This is a genomic window from Paenibacillus radicis (ex Gao et al. 2016), from assembly GCF_014641555.1.
GTDB classification, from domain to species: Bacteria; Bacillota; Bacilli; order Paenibacillales; family Paenibacillaceae; genus Pristimantibacillus; species Pristimantibacillus radicis.
The window spans coordinates 93,741-112,318 of record NZ_BMHY01000013.1; the positions used below are offsets into that span (position 1 = coordinate 93,741).

General features: G+C 49.1%; 13 protein-coding genes. 12 read left to right on the forward strand and 1 reads right to left on the reverse strand.

The features are described from left to right. Positions 1 to 113: 113 nt before the first annotated feature. The 11 genes from IEX98_RS24095 (at position 114) to IEX98_RS24145 (ending at position 16,151) form a co-directional block, all read left to right on the forward strand. Positions 114 to 1,415 (forward strand): PDZ domain-containing protein, encoded by a 1,302-nt coding sequence (locus IEX98_RS24095; protein ID WP_188892243.1) that lies wholly within the window; start codon positions 114 to 116, stop codon positions 1,413 to 1,415. Positions 1,416 to 1,758: 343 nt separating this feature from the next. Next, the gene (uvrB, locus tag IEX98_RS24100) at positions 1,759 to 3,741 is read left to right on the forward strand and encodes an excinuclease ABC subunit UvrB (RefSeq protein ID WP_188892244.1); all 1,983 of its coding nucleotides are present in this window, start codon (positions 1,759 to 1,761) and stop codon (positions 3,739 to 3,741) included. A gap of 29 nt (positions 3,742 to 3,770) precedes the next feature. Further along, the gene (gene uvrA, locus IEX98_RS24105; RefSeq protein WP_188892245.1) at positions 3,771 to 6,659 is read left to right on the forward strand and encodes an excinuclease ABC subunit UvrA; all 2,889 of its coding nucleotides are present in this window, start codon (positions 3,771 to 3,773) and stop codon (positions 6,657 to 6,659) included. Positions 6,660 to 6,678: 19 nt separating this feature from the next. Next, entirely contained in the window at positions 6,679 to 6,927 is a 249-nt protein-coding gene (locus IEX98_RS24110; RefSeq protein ID WP_188892246.1) for a hypothetical protein, read from the forward strand. A 38-nt stretch (positions 6,928 to 6,965) separates the two neighbouring features. After that, positions 6,966 to 7,181: a hypothetical protein gene (locus IEX98_RS24115; RefSeq protein WP_188892247.1), complete on the forward strand. Its 216-nt coding sequence runs from the start codon at positions 6,966 to 6,968 to the stop codon at positions 7,179 to 7,181. Positions 7,182 to 7,456: 275 nt separating this feature from the next. Continuing rightward, positions 7,457 to 12,493 carry a SpaA isopeptide-forming pilin-related protein gene (locus IEX98_RS24120; protein WP_188892248.1) on the forward strand — a complete coding sequence of 1,679 codons (5,037 nt, stop codon included), beginning with the start codon at positions 7,457 to 7,459 and terminating at the stop codon, positions 12,491 to 12,493. Positions 12,494 to 12,720: 227 nt separating this feature from the next. Beyond that, positions 12,721 to 13,305, forward strand: coding sequence for a TetR/AcrR family transcriptional regulator (locus IEX98_RS24125; protein WP_188892271.1), 585 nt, complete (start codon positions 12,721 to 12,723; stop codon positions 13,303 to 13,305). 63 nt (positions 13,306 to 13,368) lie between these two features. Next, positions 13,369 to 14,229, forward strand: coding sequence for a substrate-binding periplasmic protein (locus tag IEX98_RS24130; RefSeq protein WP_188892249.1), 861 nt, complete (start codon positions 13,369 to 13,371; stop codon positions 14,227 to 14,229). A gap of 39 nt (positions 14,230 to 14,268) precedes the next feature. Continuing rightward, positions 14,269 to 14,913 carry an amino acid ABC transporter permease gene (locus tag IEX98_RS24135; protein ID WP_188892250.1) on the forward strand — a complete coding sequence of 215 codons (645 nt, stop codon included), beginning with the start codon at positions 14,269 to 14,271 and terminating at the stop codon, positions 14,911 to 14,913. Positions 14,914 to 14,933: 20 nt separating this feature from the next. Beyond that, complete coding sequence (locus tag IEX98_RS24140; protein WP_188892272.1) at positions 14,934 to 15,683, forward strand: amino acid ABC transporter ATP-binding protein; 750 nt, start codon at positions 14,934 to 14,936, stop codon at positions 15,681 to 15,683. A gap of 48 nt (positions 15,684 to 15,731) precedes the next feature. After that, positions 15,732 to 16,151 (forward strand): OsmC family protein, encoded by a 420-nt coding sequence (locus IEX98_RS24145; protein ID WP_188892251.1) that lies wholly within the window; start codon positions 15,732 to 15,734, stop codon positions 16,149 to 16,151. 74 nt (positions 16,152 to 16,225) lie between these two features. Here IEX98_RS24145 and IEX98_RS24150 read toward each other — a convergent pair whose 3' ends face one another. After that, entirely contained in the window at positions 16,226 to 17,194 is a 969-nt protein-coding gene (locus IEX98_RS24150) for a sugar phosphate isomerase/epimerase family protein (RefSeq protein WP_188892252.1), read from the reverse strand. A gap of 257 nt (positions 17,195 to 17,451) precedes the next feature. On the opposite strand from IEX98_RS24150, the gene IEX98_RS24155 reads away from it, so the two are divergent. Further along, complete coding sequence (locus IEX98_RS24155; RefSeq protein ID WP_229692362.1) at positions 17,452 to 18,573, forward strand: S1C family serine protease; 1,122 nt, start codon at positions 17,452 to 17,454, stop codon at positions 18,571 to 18,573. The last annotated feature ends 5 nt before the right edge of the window (positions 18,574 to 18,578 follow it).

The window sequence follows — 18,578 nt, forward strand, 5'->3', positions numbered from 1 at the left end:
GCCGCGTCGAATAAATAAGAGGTTGGCTCTGGTTAGTCGGAGTCAGCCTTTTATTTTTGCCGCAAAGGTTTTGTTTGCGTACATAGGTTATAGGAGAGGAGACGGTCGCAACTGTGGATACAGCTTTAACCCTATTAAAGCAACTGGAATCGGCAGCGGTGCACTTGCTTGCACAGCCTTTTTATTATATAGCGGTTTTATTCATTGCCCTGCAGTATACGAGGCAAATCCGATTGGAACGGCAAATGTTTGCCGTTCGTCTTCACTACTGGCCAAGACTGCTCGGCCGGGCTATGCTGGCTGGATTGCTGGCTGGCTTATGCTTCTCGGTAATCGGTGCGTTTATAGGAGCCGCCATTACCCAGGAGACTGTACTGTGGTTATGGGGCGCTGCAGCAGTGCTGATGCTGTTCCGCATCCGTTATTTATGTTTCGCCTATGGAGCGGGCATTCTGGCTCTGCTTCAATGGCTGACCGGATTTTTCCCGCTGGCCGATCAAGGCGGGACGATTGCCCGCATGGCGGCATCTTTGGAGCAAATCGATATGCCGGGCTTGCTCATGCTCGTTGCTCTTCTGCATTTGGCGGAAGCGCTGCTTGTAGCCCGGCAAGGGGACAAGCTTGCGACGCCTCTGTTCTTAGAGGGCAAGCGCGGCAAGCTGGTTGGCGGCTATATGCTGCAAGGCTTCTGGCCAGTGCCGCTGCTGCTGCTCGTTCCGGCAGCCGGAGGCGAACAGACGGCGCTGCCGTGGACGCCGCTGCTTGGCGCTGACTGGTCGCAGGGCTGGACGGTCATTGCGCTGCCAATGGTAATTGGCTTCAGCGAATTGACCCGATCTATGCTCCCGAAGGAGAAGGCGAAGCATGCGGCCAAAGGGCTGACGCTATTCAGCGTCGGCTTGATGGGAGCCGCTTTGCTCGCTTGGTGGCAGCCCGTGCTGCTTCCGCTTGCCGCACTGGTATCCCTGTTGCTGCATGAAGTGATTATATGGCGCAGCCGATCGGTAGAAGCGGCTAGAAGCCCATTGTTCGTGAATGACCGCCGCGGTCTGCGTATCTTGGGCATCGTGCCGGAGACGCCGGCAGAGGCTATGGGACTTCAATCTGGCGAGATTTTAGCTAAGGTAAATGGCACCCGCGTCTATAACAAAGAAGATTTGCATGCAGCGCTGCAAAGCAATTCGGCGCTCAGCAAGCTGGAAGTTCTGAATCATGCGGGCGAAGTGAAATTCGTGCAGCGGGCGCGTTACGCCGGCGACCATCATCAGCTTGGCGTCATATTGGCGCCTGATGAGAACGCGAATTATTATGCCGCAGCAGGACCCAGCTCTTTGCTGGAGCTGCTTCGCAGCTCCAGAACATCCAATCGCCGCACAACGCGGGAGAAAACGTCCAGCGAGGAAACATCGCTCTAATGACACTAAATCGCCGCTGTGGGCTCTACTGGAAGGCTCCTTCCTAAACTGCAAAGTTTAGGAGGAGTCTTCTCTTGTTTTCCCATTGCAACACGCCCTTATTGAAGCTATAATAGACAGGAGAACATACATTCTTATATTGATTTTGGGGAAATGGAATCGGGATGTAAAAGACGATTCTTTTCTGCTTGTTTTGAGAAAATTTGACTATAATGATAGATAAGTGCGGAGGCTGATGCTCAGATGCAAAGCTATCTGTGTTTATCCTGATATTTATAGCGGTTATAAGCATATATGCAAGAAATGGTTATTCAAAGAGCCGGGAACGGGGTGGAGGAAGCAAGTGAAAGACAAGTTTGTGTTGAAGTCGGAATATAAGCCGCAAGGTGATCAGCCAGGGGCAATCCGCGAGCTTGTGGCGGGAGTTAACGCAGGTGTAAAGCACCAGACACTGCTCGGAGCGACTGGGACAGGGAAGACGTATACGATCGCCAATGCGATTGAGCAGCTGAATCGGCCGACACTCGTCATTGCGCATAACAAAACGCTAGCAGCGCAGTTATGCAGCGAGTTCAAGGAATTTTTCCCCGACAACGCGGTAGAATATTTCGTCAGTTACTATGACTATTATCAACCGGAAGCTTACATCCCTTCCACCGATACGTATATCGAGAAGGACTCCAGCATCAACGACGAGATTGACAAGCTGCGGCATGCATCGACGAGCTCTCTGTTCGATCGCCGCGACGTCATTATCGTTGCCAGCGTTTCCTGTATCTACGGTCTCGGTTCTCCTAATGAATACGGCAGTCTCGTGCTGTCGCTTCGGGTAGGGATGGAGAAGCCACGCGATGCGATTTTGCATAAGCTCGTCGATATCCAATACGCGCGCAATGATATCAGCTTTACCCGCGGTACGTTTCGTGTGCGCGGCGACATTATAGAGATTTTTCCGATAGCGAACAATGAACGGGCGATTCGGGTCGAGCTGTTTGGCGACGAGATTGAACGTATTACTGAAATTGACGTGCTCACTGGCGAAATTGCCGGGGAACGCGAGCATGTCGCCATTTTCCCGGCCTCTCACTTCGTAACCAAGGAAGAGACGATGAAGGTTGCGCTCGTCAACATCGAGCGTGAGCTGGAGGAACGGCTAGCGGTATTGCGGGAAGAAGGCAAGCTGCTGGAAGCGCAGCGGCTGGAGCAGCGCACCCGCTATGATCTGGAGATGATGGCGGAAATGGGCTTCTGCTCGGGCATCGAGAACTATTCGGGCCCGCTGACGTTCCGGGAGCGCGGCGCAACGCCATATACGCTGATGGACTATTTTCCAGAAGATATGCTGATCGTGATCGACGAGTCACATGTGTCGCTGCCGCAAATTCGGGCGATGTACAACGGTGACCGGGCGAGGAAGGAAATGCTGGTTAATCACGGCTTCCGTCTTCCGTCTGCAATGGACAACCGGCCGTTGAAATTCGAGGAGTTTGAAGGGAAAGTCACGCAAGCCATTTATGTTTCCGCAACACCCGGCCCATACGAGCTGGAATATTGCCCGACGATGGTGGAGCAAATTATCCGGCCAACCGGCCTGCTGGATCCCATCATTGAGGTGCGTCCGACGAAGGGGCAAATCGATGACCTGCTTGTTGAGATTCGGGATCGGATTGCGAAGGATGAACGTGTCCTTGTCACAACATTGACGAAGAAGATGGCGGAGGATTTGACCGATTATTTCAAGGAAATTGGCATCAAAGTGCGTTATTTGCATTCTGATATCAAGACGTTGGAGCGGATTGCGATCTTACGTGATCTACGGCTCGGTACATTCCATGTGCTTGTAGGCATCAACTTGCTGCGGGAAGGATTGGACTTGCCGGAAGTGTCGCTCGTCTCGATTCTTGACGCCGATAAGGAAGGATTCCTTCGTTCAGAGCGCTCGCTCATTCAGACGATTGGCCGCGCAGCGCGGAATAGCGACGGACGTGTTATTATGTACGGCGATAAAATTACCGATTCGATGGACAAAGCGATCAAGGAGACGGAGCGCCGTCGCGGCATTCAGATCGCCCATAACGAGAAGCATGGCATTACGCCGCAGACGATCCGCAAAAAGGTGCATGCCGTAATCGAAGCGACGAAGGTCGCCGAAGAAAAGGCCGATTATTTGACGGGTGTCGGCAAAGGCAATATGTCAAAGAAAGACCGTCAGTCACTGATCCAGAGGCTGGAGGCCGAGATGAAGGAAGCGGCGAAAAGCTTGCAATTCGAAAAAGCCGCAGAATTGCGTGATGCGCTGCTTGAGCTTCGTGCCGAAATGGGATAGAGAGATGAAAGGGATAGGAGGGCTTTCGATTGGCTAGTGATAAAATCGTCATTAAGGGCGCCCGCGCCCACAATTTGAAAAATATTGACGTCACAATTCCACGCGATAAATTCGTCGTGCTGACGGGACTTAGCGGCTCGGGCAAGTCCTCGCTTGCTTTCGATACGATTTACGCGGAAGGACAACGTCGCTACGTTGAATCTTTATCGGCTTATGCCCGGCAGTTTCTTGGGCAGATGGAGAAACCGGATGTCGATTCTATCGAGGGCCTTTCGCCGGCCATCTCGATCGATCAGAAAACGACAAGCCGTAATCCGCGCTCAACCGTCGGTACCGTTACTGAAATTTATGACTACTTGCGGTTGTTATACGCACGGGTAGGCAAGCCGCATTGTCCGGATCACGGCATCGAGATTACCTCGCAAACGGTCGAACAAATGGTTGACCGGATTATGGAGTACCCGGAAAGAACAAAATTGCAAATATTAGCCCCGTTGATCTCAGGCCGTAAGGGCGAACATACAAAGCTGCTTGCTGATATTCAGAAGCAAGGGTATGTACGTGTACGGGTGAACGGTGAGCTTCGCGAATTGAGCGAGAAAATCGAGCTGGAGAAAAACAAAAAGCATACGATTGAGGTCGTCGTGGACCGGATCGTTGTGAAATCGGATATTCACAGCCGATTAGCCGACTCTTTGGAAACGGCTTTGAAGCTATCTGAGGGCCGTGCTCTCGTCGATGTTATCGATCAGGAAGAGCTGTTGTTCAGTTCGAACCTGGCTTGTCCGGAATGCGGATTCAGCATCGAAGAGCTTGCACCGCGGATGTTCTCGTTCAACAGCCCTTATGGTGCTTGTCCGGAATGCGACGGCTTGGGTGTGAAGATGATCGTCGATCCGGATCTGCTTGTACCGGATACGAGCAAATCAATTAACGAAGCTGCATTTGAAGCATGGGCGGGCAGCACATCCAATTACTATCCTCAGTTTTTAAGCGCGGTGTGTGAGCATTACAATATTCCGAAGGATGTACCGGTTGCTGAGCTCTCTGCTGAGCAGATGAAGAAGCTGCTCTACGGTACAGGAGGCGAGCGAGTCAAGTTCGTTTATGAGAATGACTTCGGCCACCGCAAAGAAGCATACGTTCCGTTCGAAGGGATCGTCCATAACTTGGAGCGTCGTTACCGGGATACCGCATCCGATATGATGCGCGAGTATATTGAAGCCTATATGAGTGCGAAGCCTTGCAGCAGTTGCAAAGGCCACCGGCTCAAAAAAGAAAGTCTAGCGGTAACGATCGGGGCGCAAAGTATTTCCTATGTTACATCTCTATCGATCGGCGAAGCGCAGCGGTTTTTCACTACGCTTAATCTGAACGACAAAGAACGCCAGATTGCTAATTTGATTCTGAAAGAAATCAACAGCCGTCTTGGCTTCCTGGTCAACGTAGGCTTGGAGTACTTGTCGATGAGCCGTGCAGCCGGTACGTTATCTGGCGGTGAAGCGCAGCGCATTCGCTTGGCTACGCAAATAGGCTCGAGCCTGATGGGCGTCCTGTATATTTTGGACGAGCCAAGTATCGGACTGCATCAAAGGGATAACGATAAGCTAATTGAGACGCTGGAGCATATGCGTAATCTCGGTAATACGCTCATTGTCGTTGAGCATGACGAGGACACGATGCTTGCAGCTGATTATATTATCGACATCGGTCCTGGCGCCGGTATTCACGGCGGACAGATTATCGCCGAAGGAACCCCGGCAGAAGTGATGGAGGACGAGAATTCGCTCACCGGACAATATTTAAGCGGACGGAAGTTCATTGAAGTACCGCAACAACGCAGAGCTACGGGTGAGAAATGGCTCGAAATTCGCGGCGCGAAGGAAAACAACCTGCGGAGTGTGAATGTGAAAATTCCGCTAGGTATTTTTACCGCGGTAACCGGTGTTTCCGGTTCCGGCAAATCTACGCTCGTCAACGAGATTTTGTACAAAACGCTTGCTCGCGATTTGAACAAAGCGAAGACGCGGCCTGGTCAATACAAGGAGCTTCGCGGCTTGGAGCATTTGGAGAAGGTCATCGATATTGACCAATCGCCAATCGGGCGTACGCCTCGTTCCAATCCTGCTACCTATACCGGCGTATTCGATGATGTTCGCGACCTGTATTCAACGACTAATGAAGCGAAGGTTCGCGGTTATAAGAAAGGCCGGTTCAGCTTCAATGTGAAGGGCGGCCGCTGCGAGGCTTGCCGTGGCGACGGAATTATTAAGATTGAGATGCACTTCTTGCCGGATATTTATGTGCCATGCGAGATTTGTAAGGGCAAGCGTTATAACCGGGAAACACTTGAGGTTAAGTACAAGGGCAAAAATATAGCCGAAGTGCTGGAGATGACGATCGAAGACGGCTGCAGCTTTTTCGAGAACATCCCGCGTATTCATCGGAAGCTGCAAACGCTGCTTGATGTTGGACTCGGTTATATGAAACTGGGGCAGCCGGCAACGACATTGTCTGGCGGCGAAGCGCAGCGGGTGAAGCTGGCTTCCGAGCTGTATCGCCGCAGCACCGGCAAAACGTTATACATTCTGGATGAACCAACGACGGGATTGCATGTCGACGATATCGATCGGCTGTTGAATGTCCTGCATCGTCTTGTTGATTCTGGAGAATCCGTACTTGTCATCGAGCATAATCTGGACGTGATCAAAACGGCGGATTATTTGATCGATTTGGGGCCAGAGGGCGGTAACGGCGGCGGCATGATTGTCGCTGCGGGCTCGCCGGAGGAAGTCATCAAAGTCTCAGGCTCTTATACCGGCAAATATTTAAAGCCAATTTTGGAACGCGACCGCGAACGTACCGCTAACAAACATCGTCAAGCAGAAAGCGTCGCGGCTGGCGCTGCCGAATCATAAATGAATGATGAACGGTCGAATGAGTAATGCTCATTCGACCATTTTTTTAGCTTCGGCAGCGATAGAAAGAAAACAGGCGGTAATAAACAATGGAAGAGATGGACATTTTATTGTTAGAGGAATGACTGCTGTGGTAGTATTTCGTAAAGTCTATAGGGTAACACGTAAAAATTGCTTCATTAATAAGGAAAATAAAAAAAATGGTGACAAAGTTGTTACGAATCCAAGTTCGGACTTGCATCAAAGAGCATCAGAAGATAACATATAATTAATATAGGCTACGTGTGAATAAAAGGAGGGTACCCGATGTTTTTGGCAGAAGAGGCAGCAAAAGCAACCAGCAACATCAACCATTTCGACTGGTTTATGCTTGCATTCACCATTCTGATTGGGATCGGATTCGTACGACTAGTGATGACGCGTCCGAAGAAGAATATTTTTGCAATCGGATTCACGGCTGTATCGTTAGCGCTTTTCCTGTACATAGATTACATCATGATCTTTAAAGTATGGATGGCATAGGTTAGCTAACCAAATACTTGCCAAAAGTAAAGCCTGCTCACTCAGCAGGCTTTTTTTGTGCCTTCTTTTGGGTATTTCGACATTGTTCAGATTATGTATAGGACCATGCGACATAATGTGGAGTGCATATCTATTTTTCTGCTAAAAAACGACAACGCCTTTCACTATAGCATGAAGGCAACCCATTGCAGGCCGATTGTCATAAACGGAAAAGGAGGGAATGTAAAGTATCTTTTCATTCATTATTTAATTCATCAAGTTGGAGGTTCAAAGCAATGAGAAAAAAATCAGTGGCAATGATACTGGCTTTTCTGCTTATCTTTCAGTACATGAATTTTAACGGTTACTTCAACAAGGTTGAAGCTGCAGGTACGATTCAAGGTACGATCTTAACGAAAATGACGCTCACTCCGAAAGATCAGGAACAGACGGTTATCGCGTCGGTCTATCAGGGTGATGATTACGTAAACACTGAATATCGGGTGGAGCTTGAAAAAGAGCTTAAATTAAGCTATGAATGGGCGCTGCCGGAAAATCATACTTACTCAGCAGGCGATACCTTTGTATTTCAACTGCCAGCCGAGATGGAAATGTACAATGACATTCCTTTAACCAATCTGGCCGGTGATCCATCGGTAGGCACGTTCAAGATGGATAAAAATACGAAAACCGTCACGATGACGTTCAACGAGGAAATTAATGCAGGTACGCCATCGAACGGTACATTAAACTTCTGGAGTAAATTTACAAGCGCGAGCGTGCAGCAGAAGACGGAAGTAAAAGTGAAGTTCGCGATTGGTGATGAGATTACAATTCCGATCGCACCTAGCAACGGAACCCCTATCAATAAGAAGGGCCTAGCGGATAAGCCGTTTAATGCCACCAAAATTACATGGACTGTAGATGTTAATACAGACCTGAAAAATATTAAATCCGGGGTAGTGACCGACAACATACCTGCGGGACTTACTTATGTTCCTGGTTCCATTAAAGTGTACCAAATGGACATCAATACGAATGGCACATTGTCGAATCCGGTGTTGGTTACTCCTAGCGCGGTAACGGAACCTGCAGGAGCTTCTACCGAGCTGAAAGTGGAGCTGGGAGATATTAACCGGCCGCACCGCCTCGTATTTGAGACGGACATTACGGACATTACGAAAGCTAACTTTACGAACACAGCTAAGTTCACCGGCAACGTCGGCGGAAACAGCTTTAACGTTCAAGCACCGGCTACGGTTCAAAACCAGCGCGGCAAGTTTTTAGAGAAGTCCGGAAGCTACAATGAAAGTACACAAGAAATCAACTGGACGGTCAAATACAATTTTGGCGAAGACCCGCTTGCCGCAAATACAGTACTGACCGACTTGTTCGACAAAGAGCATTCGATTGACTTGAATTCGATTAAGGTTTATCCAGTTGCAAACCCTGTAGCCGGCACGACAGGGGCAGGACTGAATATCCCTACTGATTACACAGTGGATACCAATGTATCCAGCCATCCGAATTACAATGCCAATAAAAACGGATTTAATGTTGTAATTAAAGCTGCAACAAGCTCCGCTTATATTATCGAATATAAGACGAAACCAACAGGCAACATTTACAACAATGACACCATCACCAATAAAGCCTATTCAATAGGCAAAGAATCGAATGGTGTTGATGTAGGCATTAAACAGCATTTCTTGAGCAAAACTCATGGGAATGTCAATTATGCAGCTCGTACAGTGGATTGGACCATTAATTTGAACAAGGACAAGTACTTCCTGTACAATACTTCATTTAAAGATGAATTTCCTGCGGGACTGAAGCTCGTTCCAGGAAGTCTGACTGTGAAGCAGAACGGAGTTACCGTTACAAGCTCTGTCTACACACTCACCTATCTGGACGCTTTGAACGAAGCAACGGAAAAAGGATTCCAGATCGGGCTTCCAAATGGCAACAGCACATACACAATAACTTACACGACGCAATACGATTTTATTAATACGAGCTACCTCTCGAACTCCAATTTCAGCTTCGGCAACAAAGGAACTTATTATTGGAGCGAGAACAGCGACGGATCTAACGGGCAAAATCAAGTTGTAACAGAAACCTATACCCCTAATAACCAAACACAATGGAACGGTTATAAAGAAGGGACTTATAATGCAGTCTCCAAGACGTTGACTTGGGGAATCGCTGTCAACTACAACAGTAAAGCGATGTCGAATGTCAGCGTTGTAGATGAACTGCAGCATAAGCAAGCTATCGACTTGAACACTTTAAAAGTGTTCGAGCTAACCGTTAATGCGAACGGCAGCGTGACAAAAAGCAGCACCGAGTTTACAGACTACACGCATAATGTGGTGACTTTGGCTAACGGAAATCAAGAGCTCACGGTTACATTCAATAACCCGATTAATCGTCCTTATTACATTACGTTCGATACAAGCATGAGCGGCGTGCTGATTGATCAGAACGTGCCAAACAAGGCGATTCTGAAGGGCGACGGTTATGCGAATAAAGAACTGAACAGCACCGTAACGATCAAGCAAGCTGGTGAATACGTTGCGAAATCGGGACAACAAAGCGGCGCAACGATCAAGTGGAAAATTGACATTAACCGCGGTCAATCGACCGTTGACGATGCCAAAATCATTGACGTGCCTGGCAAAAAGCAGACGCTGATTAAAGAGTCGTTCAAGCTCTATCAGACGGTTGTTGATGCGCAAGGCAATGTAACCAGAGGGGCTTTGATTACAGACCCTGATGATCCGCAGCATGGGTATACACTTACCTTTACGCCAATCACGGATGGTTCCGTCAATAGCGATGAGACATTCGAGCTTAGCTTTAAGCACCAGATTACGAAGCCGTACTGGCTGGAGTATGAATCAATGATTGATGCCACCAACGGAGAAAAAGTGACGAATAACGTCAAATTCACCGGTTCGGGCGGTATTGAGAAGTCGATCAGCAACCCTTCTGAAGTAACAGTCTCCTTATCCGGAGGAGAGGGTACAGGCAATACGTATCGCGGCTCGCTGAAAATCGTCAAAGTAGATAGCGAGAACAATGCGAACAAACTGAACGGTGCGAAATTTGAACTCATCCGAAACTCCAATGGCCAGAAAGTAACGGGCGAAACAACTGGAGCAGGCGAGTATGTGTTCACTAATTTGCTTTACGGCAAATACACATTAAACGAAACTGGTGCGCCAAGCGGTTATGCTATCGATACGGCAAGCAAGGCTGTAACGATCAACTCCGCTACGGAGCAAGAACTGATCGTAACGAACACCAAACTGAAAAGCAGTCTGGAAGTTACCAAAGTCGATACAGACAATACGAATGTGAAGCTTGACGGCGCTGTGTTTGAGCTATATAACAGCTCCAACACTCTTGTAGATACGCAAACGACGGTATCGGGTAAAGCAGTGTTTACTAACCTTCCTTACGGTACGTATACACTGAAGGAAACTACTGCTCCTGCAGGTTATGATATCGTAGCTTCGGAGAACAACAAGAGCATCACGATCAATTCATTGACTGTCAAAGCGGTAACGGTCAAAAACAGCAAGTCCAAAGGCAGTCTCGTCGTGACAAAAGTCGACGCTGACGACAGCAATGTTAAGCTTCAAGGCGCGGTATTCGAGCTGTATAACAGTTCGAACGTGAAAATCGATCAGCAAACGACGAACGGAACAGGCAAAGCAACCTTCACAGGTCTGGAATTCGGTACGTATACACTGAAAGAAGCTTCTGCACCTGCAGGGTACGAAATTGATGCATCGCAGCAAACGAGTACAATTACGATTAATGCAGCAGTTGCTAAAGACGTTACCATAACAAACAGCAAGTCAAAAGGCAGCTTGGAAGTTACCAAAGTTGATGCTGATAACAACAATACGAAGCTTTCGGGTGCCGTATTCGAGCTGTACAACAGCGCGAATGTGAAAGTCGATCAACAAACAACCGACGCAACCGGCAAAGCAATCTTCTCGGACCTGGTATATGGCACCTATACGCTGAAAGAAGCTGCAGCGCCGTCCGGTTATGACATTATCGCATCGGAGAACAACCAAAGCATCACGATCAACACGCTTGCCGCAAAAACGGTAACGGTGAAAAACAGCAAGTCTAGAGGCAGTCTCATCGTGACGAAAGTCGATGTCGACGATAACAGCATTAAGCTTCAAGGCGCTGTATTCGAACTGTATAACAGTGCGAACGTGAAAGTCGATCAACAGACGACTGATGCAACAGGTAAAGCTGTTTTCACAGGCCTGCTATTCGATACGTACACACTGAAAGAAATCTCGGCACCAGCGGGGTACGAAATTATTGCCTCGCAGCAAACGAGCACGGTGACGATTGACTCAAAAACGGTTAAAGACATCACCATTGCGAATACGAAACCAAAAGGCAGCTTGGAAATTACGAAGGTAGATATCAATGATGCCGATAGAAAGTTAGCAGGCGCTGTATTCGAATTGTACAACAGCTCGAATGTGAAGGTTGGACAACAGACGACCGACGTAACGGGTAAAGCAACGTTCACTGGCTTGCTTTATGGCACGTATACGTTGAAGGAAATTACAGCACCAACGGGTTATCGCATCATTGAAACGGAAAATAACAAAACAGTTACAATTAGCTCGCACGCAACTGCGGGAGTAACGGTAGCAAACAGTAAAATAATTATGCTGCCAAATCCAAGTCCTAGCCCAAGTGTTAGTCCAAGCCCAACACCAAGCGTATCACCAAGCCCAAGTGCAACACCTAGCGTAGATCCTAGCGCAACACCTAGTGTAGACCCTAGTGCAACGCCTGGCACGACGCCAAGTGCTGCACCAAGTTCAGCACCAAGCTCGCAGCCTAGTGCAACGCCGAAGCCAAGCAATGGACCTTCGACAACGCCTCCGGTAGAGAGAGAAACAACACCGAAGGATACGCCGATTGAAGGCGAAATCGAGATCCCAGATGGCAGCGTTCCTAAACAAGGCGTTCCGCCTGAGCATGGCAAAGTAACGATTGGTCTGGATGGCAAGTGGGTGTATACGCCAGCTCCAGGCTTTGTAGGCAAAGATAAGTTCTCGATCATTGTTGTAGATGAAGACGGCAATGAGGAAGAGATCTGGATCGAGATCGACGTACTCAATCCGCTTGGCGGCGGTTTGAACGGCAACGGCTCACCGAATGTGAACCAGCTTCCGAAAACAGGCGAGACCGGCTTCTTAGGCTTGCAGCTGTTTGGCTTTGCATTGATTGCACTGGGAGCCATTCTTTTCTTCAGAAAAAAATCAGTACGCGGCAATCGTTCATAAGCCGACGGTAAGAGCAATTACAAGTGTCCCCGACGCCAGGGTTAGCGTCGGGGACGCTTTTTTACGTACCGATCCATAATTCCAAGTAACCAGCTTGACAATGTTGTAGTTATCCGATAGGATTTAAATAAAACTGACTGACTAGTCAATCGGTTATTGAAAATAAGGGAGGCGATCGTATTCCACCCAAAAAAACCTCGCATAACGCGGAACGAAAAACGCAAATGATGGAAGCTGCTTTGATGCGCTTTGCGACCAGCGGCTATCATTCGACTAAAATATCTGATATCGTTGCCGATCTTGGCGTTGCGCAAGGAACCTTCTATTGGTACTTCAGCAGCAAGGAAGCGATTGCCATCGAGATCGTTCAGCAAGGGCGCGAGCAATTGCTTGAAGTGATTGGTCAGGGCTATCGCAAAGGTACGGGTACGGTGCAGGATATGGTGTTAGCATCAGAGGCGCTGCTTATCGAGTTATTCCGGTTCGCCCAGAACAATCGTTACTTAATGGGGATGCTGCTCGACGGCACCGCATTCAGTGAGACTGTGCGTAAAGAAATTGCCGACACCAGCGCAGCGATGGAGAATGCATTCCTTCGCAACATCGAGAGGGCTATCGAACTCGGCATGCTGCCGGAGACGATCGATGCCAAGCTAAGAGCAGCTTTGCTCATGAGCTTGATTGAAGGCATTATCTCTAGATGGCTTTTTCAAAAGCAAGGGACAGACAACAATCCGCTTTCCTCTTATCCGCTGGAAAAATTAGCAGCGGAAACGGCTCGATTCGAATTTTTCGGCTTGCTGGGCATTTAAGAAAATAGATGCAACGAAACACGGACACATTATTAGAGAGACAATAATAAGGAGAGAAACAACATGACATCGAACAAAAAACGATTTTTCCCAATCGCTGCGGCGATTCTGGTTTTGGCACTGGTTCTTAGCGCTTGCGGCTCGAACAATACGAATAAAGGCTCCAACAATGCGGCTAGTCCTTCCCCTTCCGCACAGACTTCGAATTTACTGGATCAAGTGAAGGAATCGGGCGTGCTCAAGGTTGGTCTGATGGGTACTTACGCACCTTACAACTTCACGAATGACAAGAATGAAATCGACGGCTTTGACGCCGACATTGCGAAAGAAGTGGCGAAACGCCTTGGCGTGAAAGTAGAGTTTACAGCTCAAGATTTTTCTGGACTGATCAGCAGCTTGCAAGCCAAAAAATTTGATGCGATTATCAGCCAAGTAACGATTACAGATGAACGCAAAAAGGTCATCGACTTTACTGAACCATATATTACGAACGAAGTGAAAATTATCGTGCCTGAGAAAAATACGGCGATTACGAAGCTTGAAGATTTTAAAGGTAAAAATATCGGTGTTGGCCTAGGCACCAATGATGAGACTTACCTGCGCGATGTTGCCATTCCGAAAGTCGGCAAATTCACGATCAAAACCTATGACGATGTGATTACTTCCCTTCAAGATTTGAATGCAGGCCGTATCGACGCAACGATCAATAACATTCACGCTTTGAAACCAATCGTTGATAAAAACGGCTTTAAAATTAAAGCGGTAGGCGAGCCGATCAAAGCGGACAGCGCCGGCATCGCAGTACGCAAGGACAATCCGGAATTCCGGGACGCATTGAATCAAGCGTTGAAGGATCTGAAGGCAGACGGCACTTACGACACAATTTTCGAGAAATGGTTCGGTGAGAAGCCAGCCGCGCAATAAAAGAGCTTAAAGCGTTAAGCGAGAAGGGATTTGCCTGTTATGGAGCTTGTCTTTGAGAATTGGGAGCTTTTGTTCCAAGGGGCCTACTATACACTCTATATCGCCGTCATTTCGATGTTCTTCGGCCTCTTTATCGGGATTGCGGTTGCATTGGCCCGGTTAAAAGGCAATCGGCCAGTTCGCTGGGCGGCGCGCGTATATGTCTCTGTTATCCGCGGTACGCCCGCGCTCGTACAGATCGTGATCGTCTATTACGGTCTCGTCGACTACGGCATAACGCTGGGGCCTCTAACGGCTGCTTGTATCGCACTAAGCGTCAACATTGGAGCGTATTTGTCGGAAGCGATACGCGGTGCGATTCTCTCGATTCCAAAAGGGCAAACCGAAGCGGCGCTTGCCACGGGGATGACCTCCTGGCAGGCAATGCGAAGAATCGTACTCCCGCAAGCGGCCCGAGTGGCGATACCGCCGATGGGCAATACCTTTATTGGCATGCTGAAGGAGACGTCGCTCGTTTCTTTTATCGCCGTACCGGAGCTTCTCCGTTCCGCGCAGCTGCTCATTGCCAGATACTATGTCAACATGCCTTTTTACATCGGTATTGCGATTATGTACTGGGTGATGAGCACAGTGTTCTCCGCCATTCTGGAAGCGGTGGAGAAACGCTTGTCCAAAGCATACTGAGGTGACAACAAACGATGACGATGATCGTAACGAAAGAGCTGTCGAAGACTTATCATGATAACGAAGTGCTGAAGGGGATCGATCTTGAAGTCCGTCAGGGTGAAATCGTCGTATTGCTTGGGCCAAGCGGGTCCGGCAAAAGTACGCTGCTTCGCTGTCTGAACGGCTTGGAGACATTAACTAAGGGCGCTATTGAAATAAACGGCGTACGGCTGGAAGCCGGGATGAAGAATCGTGCTTTTAAGAACAACCTGCTTAACATCCGTAAACAGACGGGGATGGTGTTCCAGCAGTTTAACTTGTATCCGCATAAAACAGCGCTGGGCAACGTCATTGAATCCTTGCTCATTGTTAAGAAAATGCCGCGTGCTCAAGCCGAGCAGCTTGGTATGAAAATGCTGGAGCGCGTTGGCTTGGCAGACAAGCGGGACGCTTATCCGTCCAAGCTGTCCGGCGGTCAGCAGCAGCGTGTTGCGATCGCCAGAGCGCTGGCAATGGAACCGGATATTTTGCTGTTTGACGAGCCTACTTCTGCGCTGGACCCAGAGCTCGTTGGCGAGGTGCTGGATGTGATGCGGATGCTCGCAAGGGAAGAAGGGATGACGATGCTGGTCGTTACCCATGAGATGAGCTTTGCCCGCAACGTTGCAAACCGCGTTTTATTTATGGATGGCGGCGTCATTGTGGAAGAGAATGATCCCGAGACTTTTTTCGGGCAGCCAAAGACAGAGCGGGCGCAGCGTTTTCTCAACAAAATCAATCAGCATTGATACGAATTGCTGTACAACACTAACCTCACGAGAGAAAGCGGGATACAGATGAATGTAACAACTATATGGCAGGGCAAAAGAGCCTTTGAATCGACGGGCCCTTCCGGTTATCCGGTAGGTATGGACGCTACGGCGGCTTACGGCGGCGACGGTAAAGGCGCTACGCCGATGGAATTGCTGCTCGCCGGCCTGGCGGGCTGCATCGGTATCGATGTCACGATGATTTTGGACGCTTTCCTTGGCTCGATTCAGTCGATCGAGATTGAAGCTAACGGCACGCGCAAGGAAGAAATGCCGAAGAGCTTTACCCATATCGAGCTGGTATTTAAAGTAAACGGTGATTTGCCGGATTACCGGATTTGGAAAGCGATCGAGATGGGCAAGGAGAAGTATTGCGCGGTATCCGAGTCACTGAAGGCGGATATCAGCTACCGTCTCATCTTGAACGGCGAAGAAGTTGTTCGCTAAGCCTTAGTTGAATAGCAGCGCAAAAAAAGCCCCGAGAGCGATATCGCATCGCTTTCGGGGCTTTTTCGTCTAGCTTATACCCACCACATTTCACCCAGTGGCTCTTTGATCAGTACTTGCTGCAGGTTCGCAACGGCTTTCGAGAAGCCTTCGTCTACCGACATCAGGCCGTCTTCGTGCTCGATGCTGACAACATAGTCGTAACCCACAAGACGGAGCGCGCTGATGATGTCCGCCCACGTTTTGAGATCATGGCCGAAGCCGACTGTACGGAACTGCCAAGCGCGGTCAAGCATAAGCGCGTAGGACTGCATGTCCGTTACACCGTGACGGTTAACGTTGATTGGGTCGATTGTCGTATCCTTCGCGTGGAAGTGATGGATCGCACCTTCACGGCCAAGAATTTGAACCGCTTGAACCGGATCGATGCCTTGCCACCACATATGGCTAGGGTCAAGGTTAGCGCCAATTGCTTTGCCTGCCGCTTCGCGGAGGCGGAGCAACGTGCCTGGGCTGTGGACAGAGAAGCCGCCGTGCAGCTCAAGGCCAATCTTCACGCCGCTGCCTTCAGCGATGCCGCCGATTTCAGACCAATATGGAATAACTTTTTGTTCCCATTGCCAAGTCAGAATTTCTTGGTAATCATTAGGCCATGGAGCTACCGGCCAGTTCGGATATTTAGCATCCTCATGGTCGCCAGGGCAACCGGAGAACGTGTTGACAACCGGTACTTCAAGACGATTGGCAAGCTCGATTGTTTTGCGGATGATGGCGTCATCTGCAGAAGCCAGCGCTTTTTGCGGGTGCAAAGGGTTGGCATGGCAGCTAAGTGCGCTGATAATGAGACCGCGTGATTCTACTGCTTGTTTAAACGCTTTCAACTTTCCTGCATCCGCGAGCAATACGTCCGGATCACAGTGTGCGTTGCCTGGGTAACCGCCCGTACCAATTTCAACCGCTTCCAGTCCTTTGGCTGCGATATAGTCGAGCGCTTCCTCGAAAGGCTTCTGAGCAAACAATACTGCGAATACTCCCAATTTCATCTTTATTCGTACCTCCTCAATATAGTGGGTCAATTAATATATTAGCCATTATCAGTATATCATCCTGCTGACGGATACACCTAATTTTTAAGCAGAAAAGCCAATATCGCATAAGAAGTAAACAAATCGGAGAAAGCGAATGAGAGGATGACAAAACTTTTAGTTCCAGATTGTAATATAGGGGTGTGCATGCTACTATATATTATTAGTTGTTATATTTTGGAATCTATGAATTTCCGAATTGGGAGAGTGAGAGAGTGCGAAGAAATATGCTTCGTGCGGTTGTCTTGGGTACGGCCGGAGCGCTGCTGCTGGCAGGGACTGCATTCGCTGCGGGATCGGCCAGCTCAGGAGGGGCTTTTCAACTAAGCGCTACAAAAGTAAATGGCGAGGTTTACGTCAAAGCATCTTCATTGACTAACCAGCTTGGCGGAGCTGGAAGCTACAATGATTCAACGAAGACGTATTCGTATACGCCGGCGGATATCCCGTCCGTTATCGAGAAAGCATCCCCTTCGGTAGTCGCCATTATAGGCAACTATGACGGCGGAGGCGATAAGCGGTACGCCTTGCAGCACGGTACGGGTGTCATTATGAAAGCGGATGGCTGGATACTGACGAACGCCCATGTCGTGAAGGATCTGAAGAATATTACGGTCGTAACTGCTGACGGCAAGAAATATAGCGGGAAACGATCGAATATGGATGAAACCAGCGATTTAGCATTGGTGAAAATCAATGCAACAAAGCTGCCGGTCGCCAAATTCGCGCCGCTGCCATTAAAGCTGCGGGTGGGTGAGACCGTTATTGCAATCGGTACTCCGGTTTCTTTTACATTAAGAAACTCGGCGACAACAGGCGTCCTCAGCGGCATGAATCGCTCCATCTCATCGGCTTACCGGCTGCTGCAGACGGATGCGGCGATTAATCCGGGCAACAGCGGAGGGCCGCTCGTCAATATGAAGGGCGAGATCATCGGCATCAATACATTGAAGTTCGTAGACGAGGGCGTCGACAGCCTCGGCTTCTCCGTTCCGGCCGATACGGTGAAATACGTGACCGATCACTTTTTCAAATATGGATATGTGAAACGGGCGTCGCTTGGATTCGAGCTGGAGGAAAGCTGGGAGGCGATCGTAGGTTTGCCAACATCGGAGCCGTTGACTGTCACCTCGGTAAAATCCGAATCGGCTCGTAAACTCGGCATCCAGACTGGTGATGTGCTTTACTCGGTAGCTGGCAAACAAATTTCATCGATCGTTGAGTTGAACGAGCTGCTGAAGTCCTATTTGCCGGGCCAGCAAGTGAGCATCATGCTGATGATTGACGGCGACCTCGTTACGCGCCAAATTACGCTAGCCGCTTCCGATGCGAAATAGTTCCA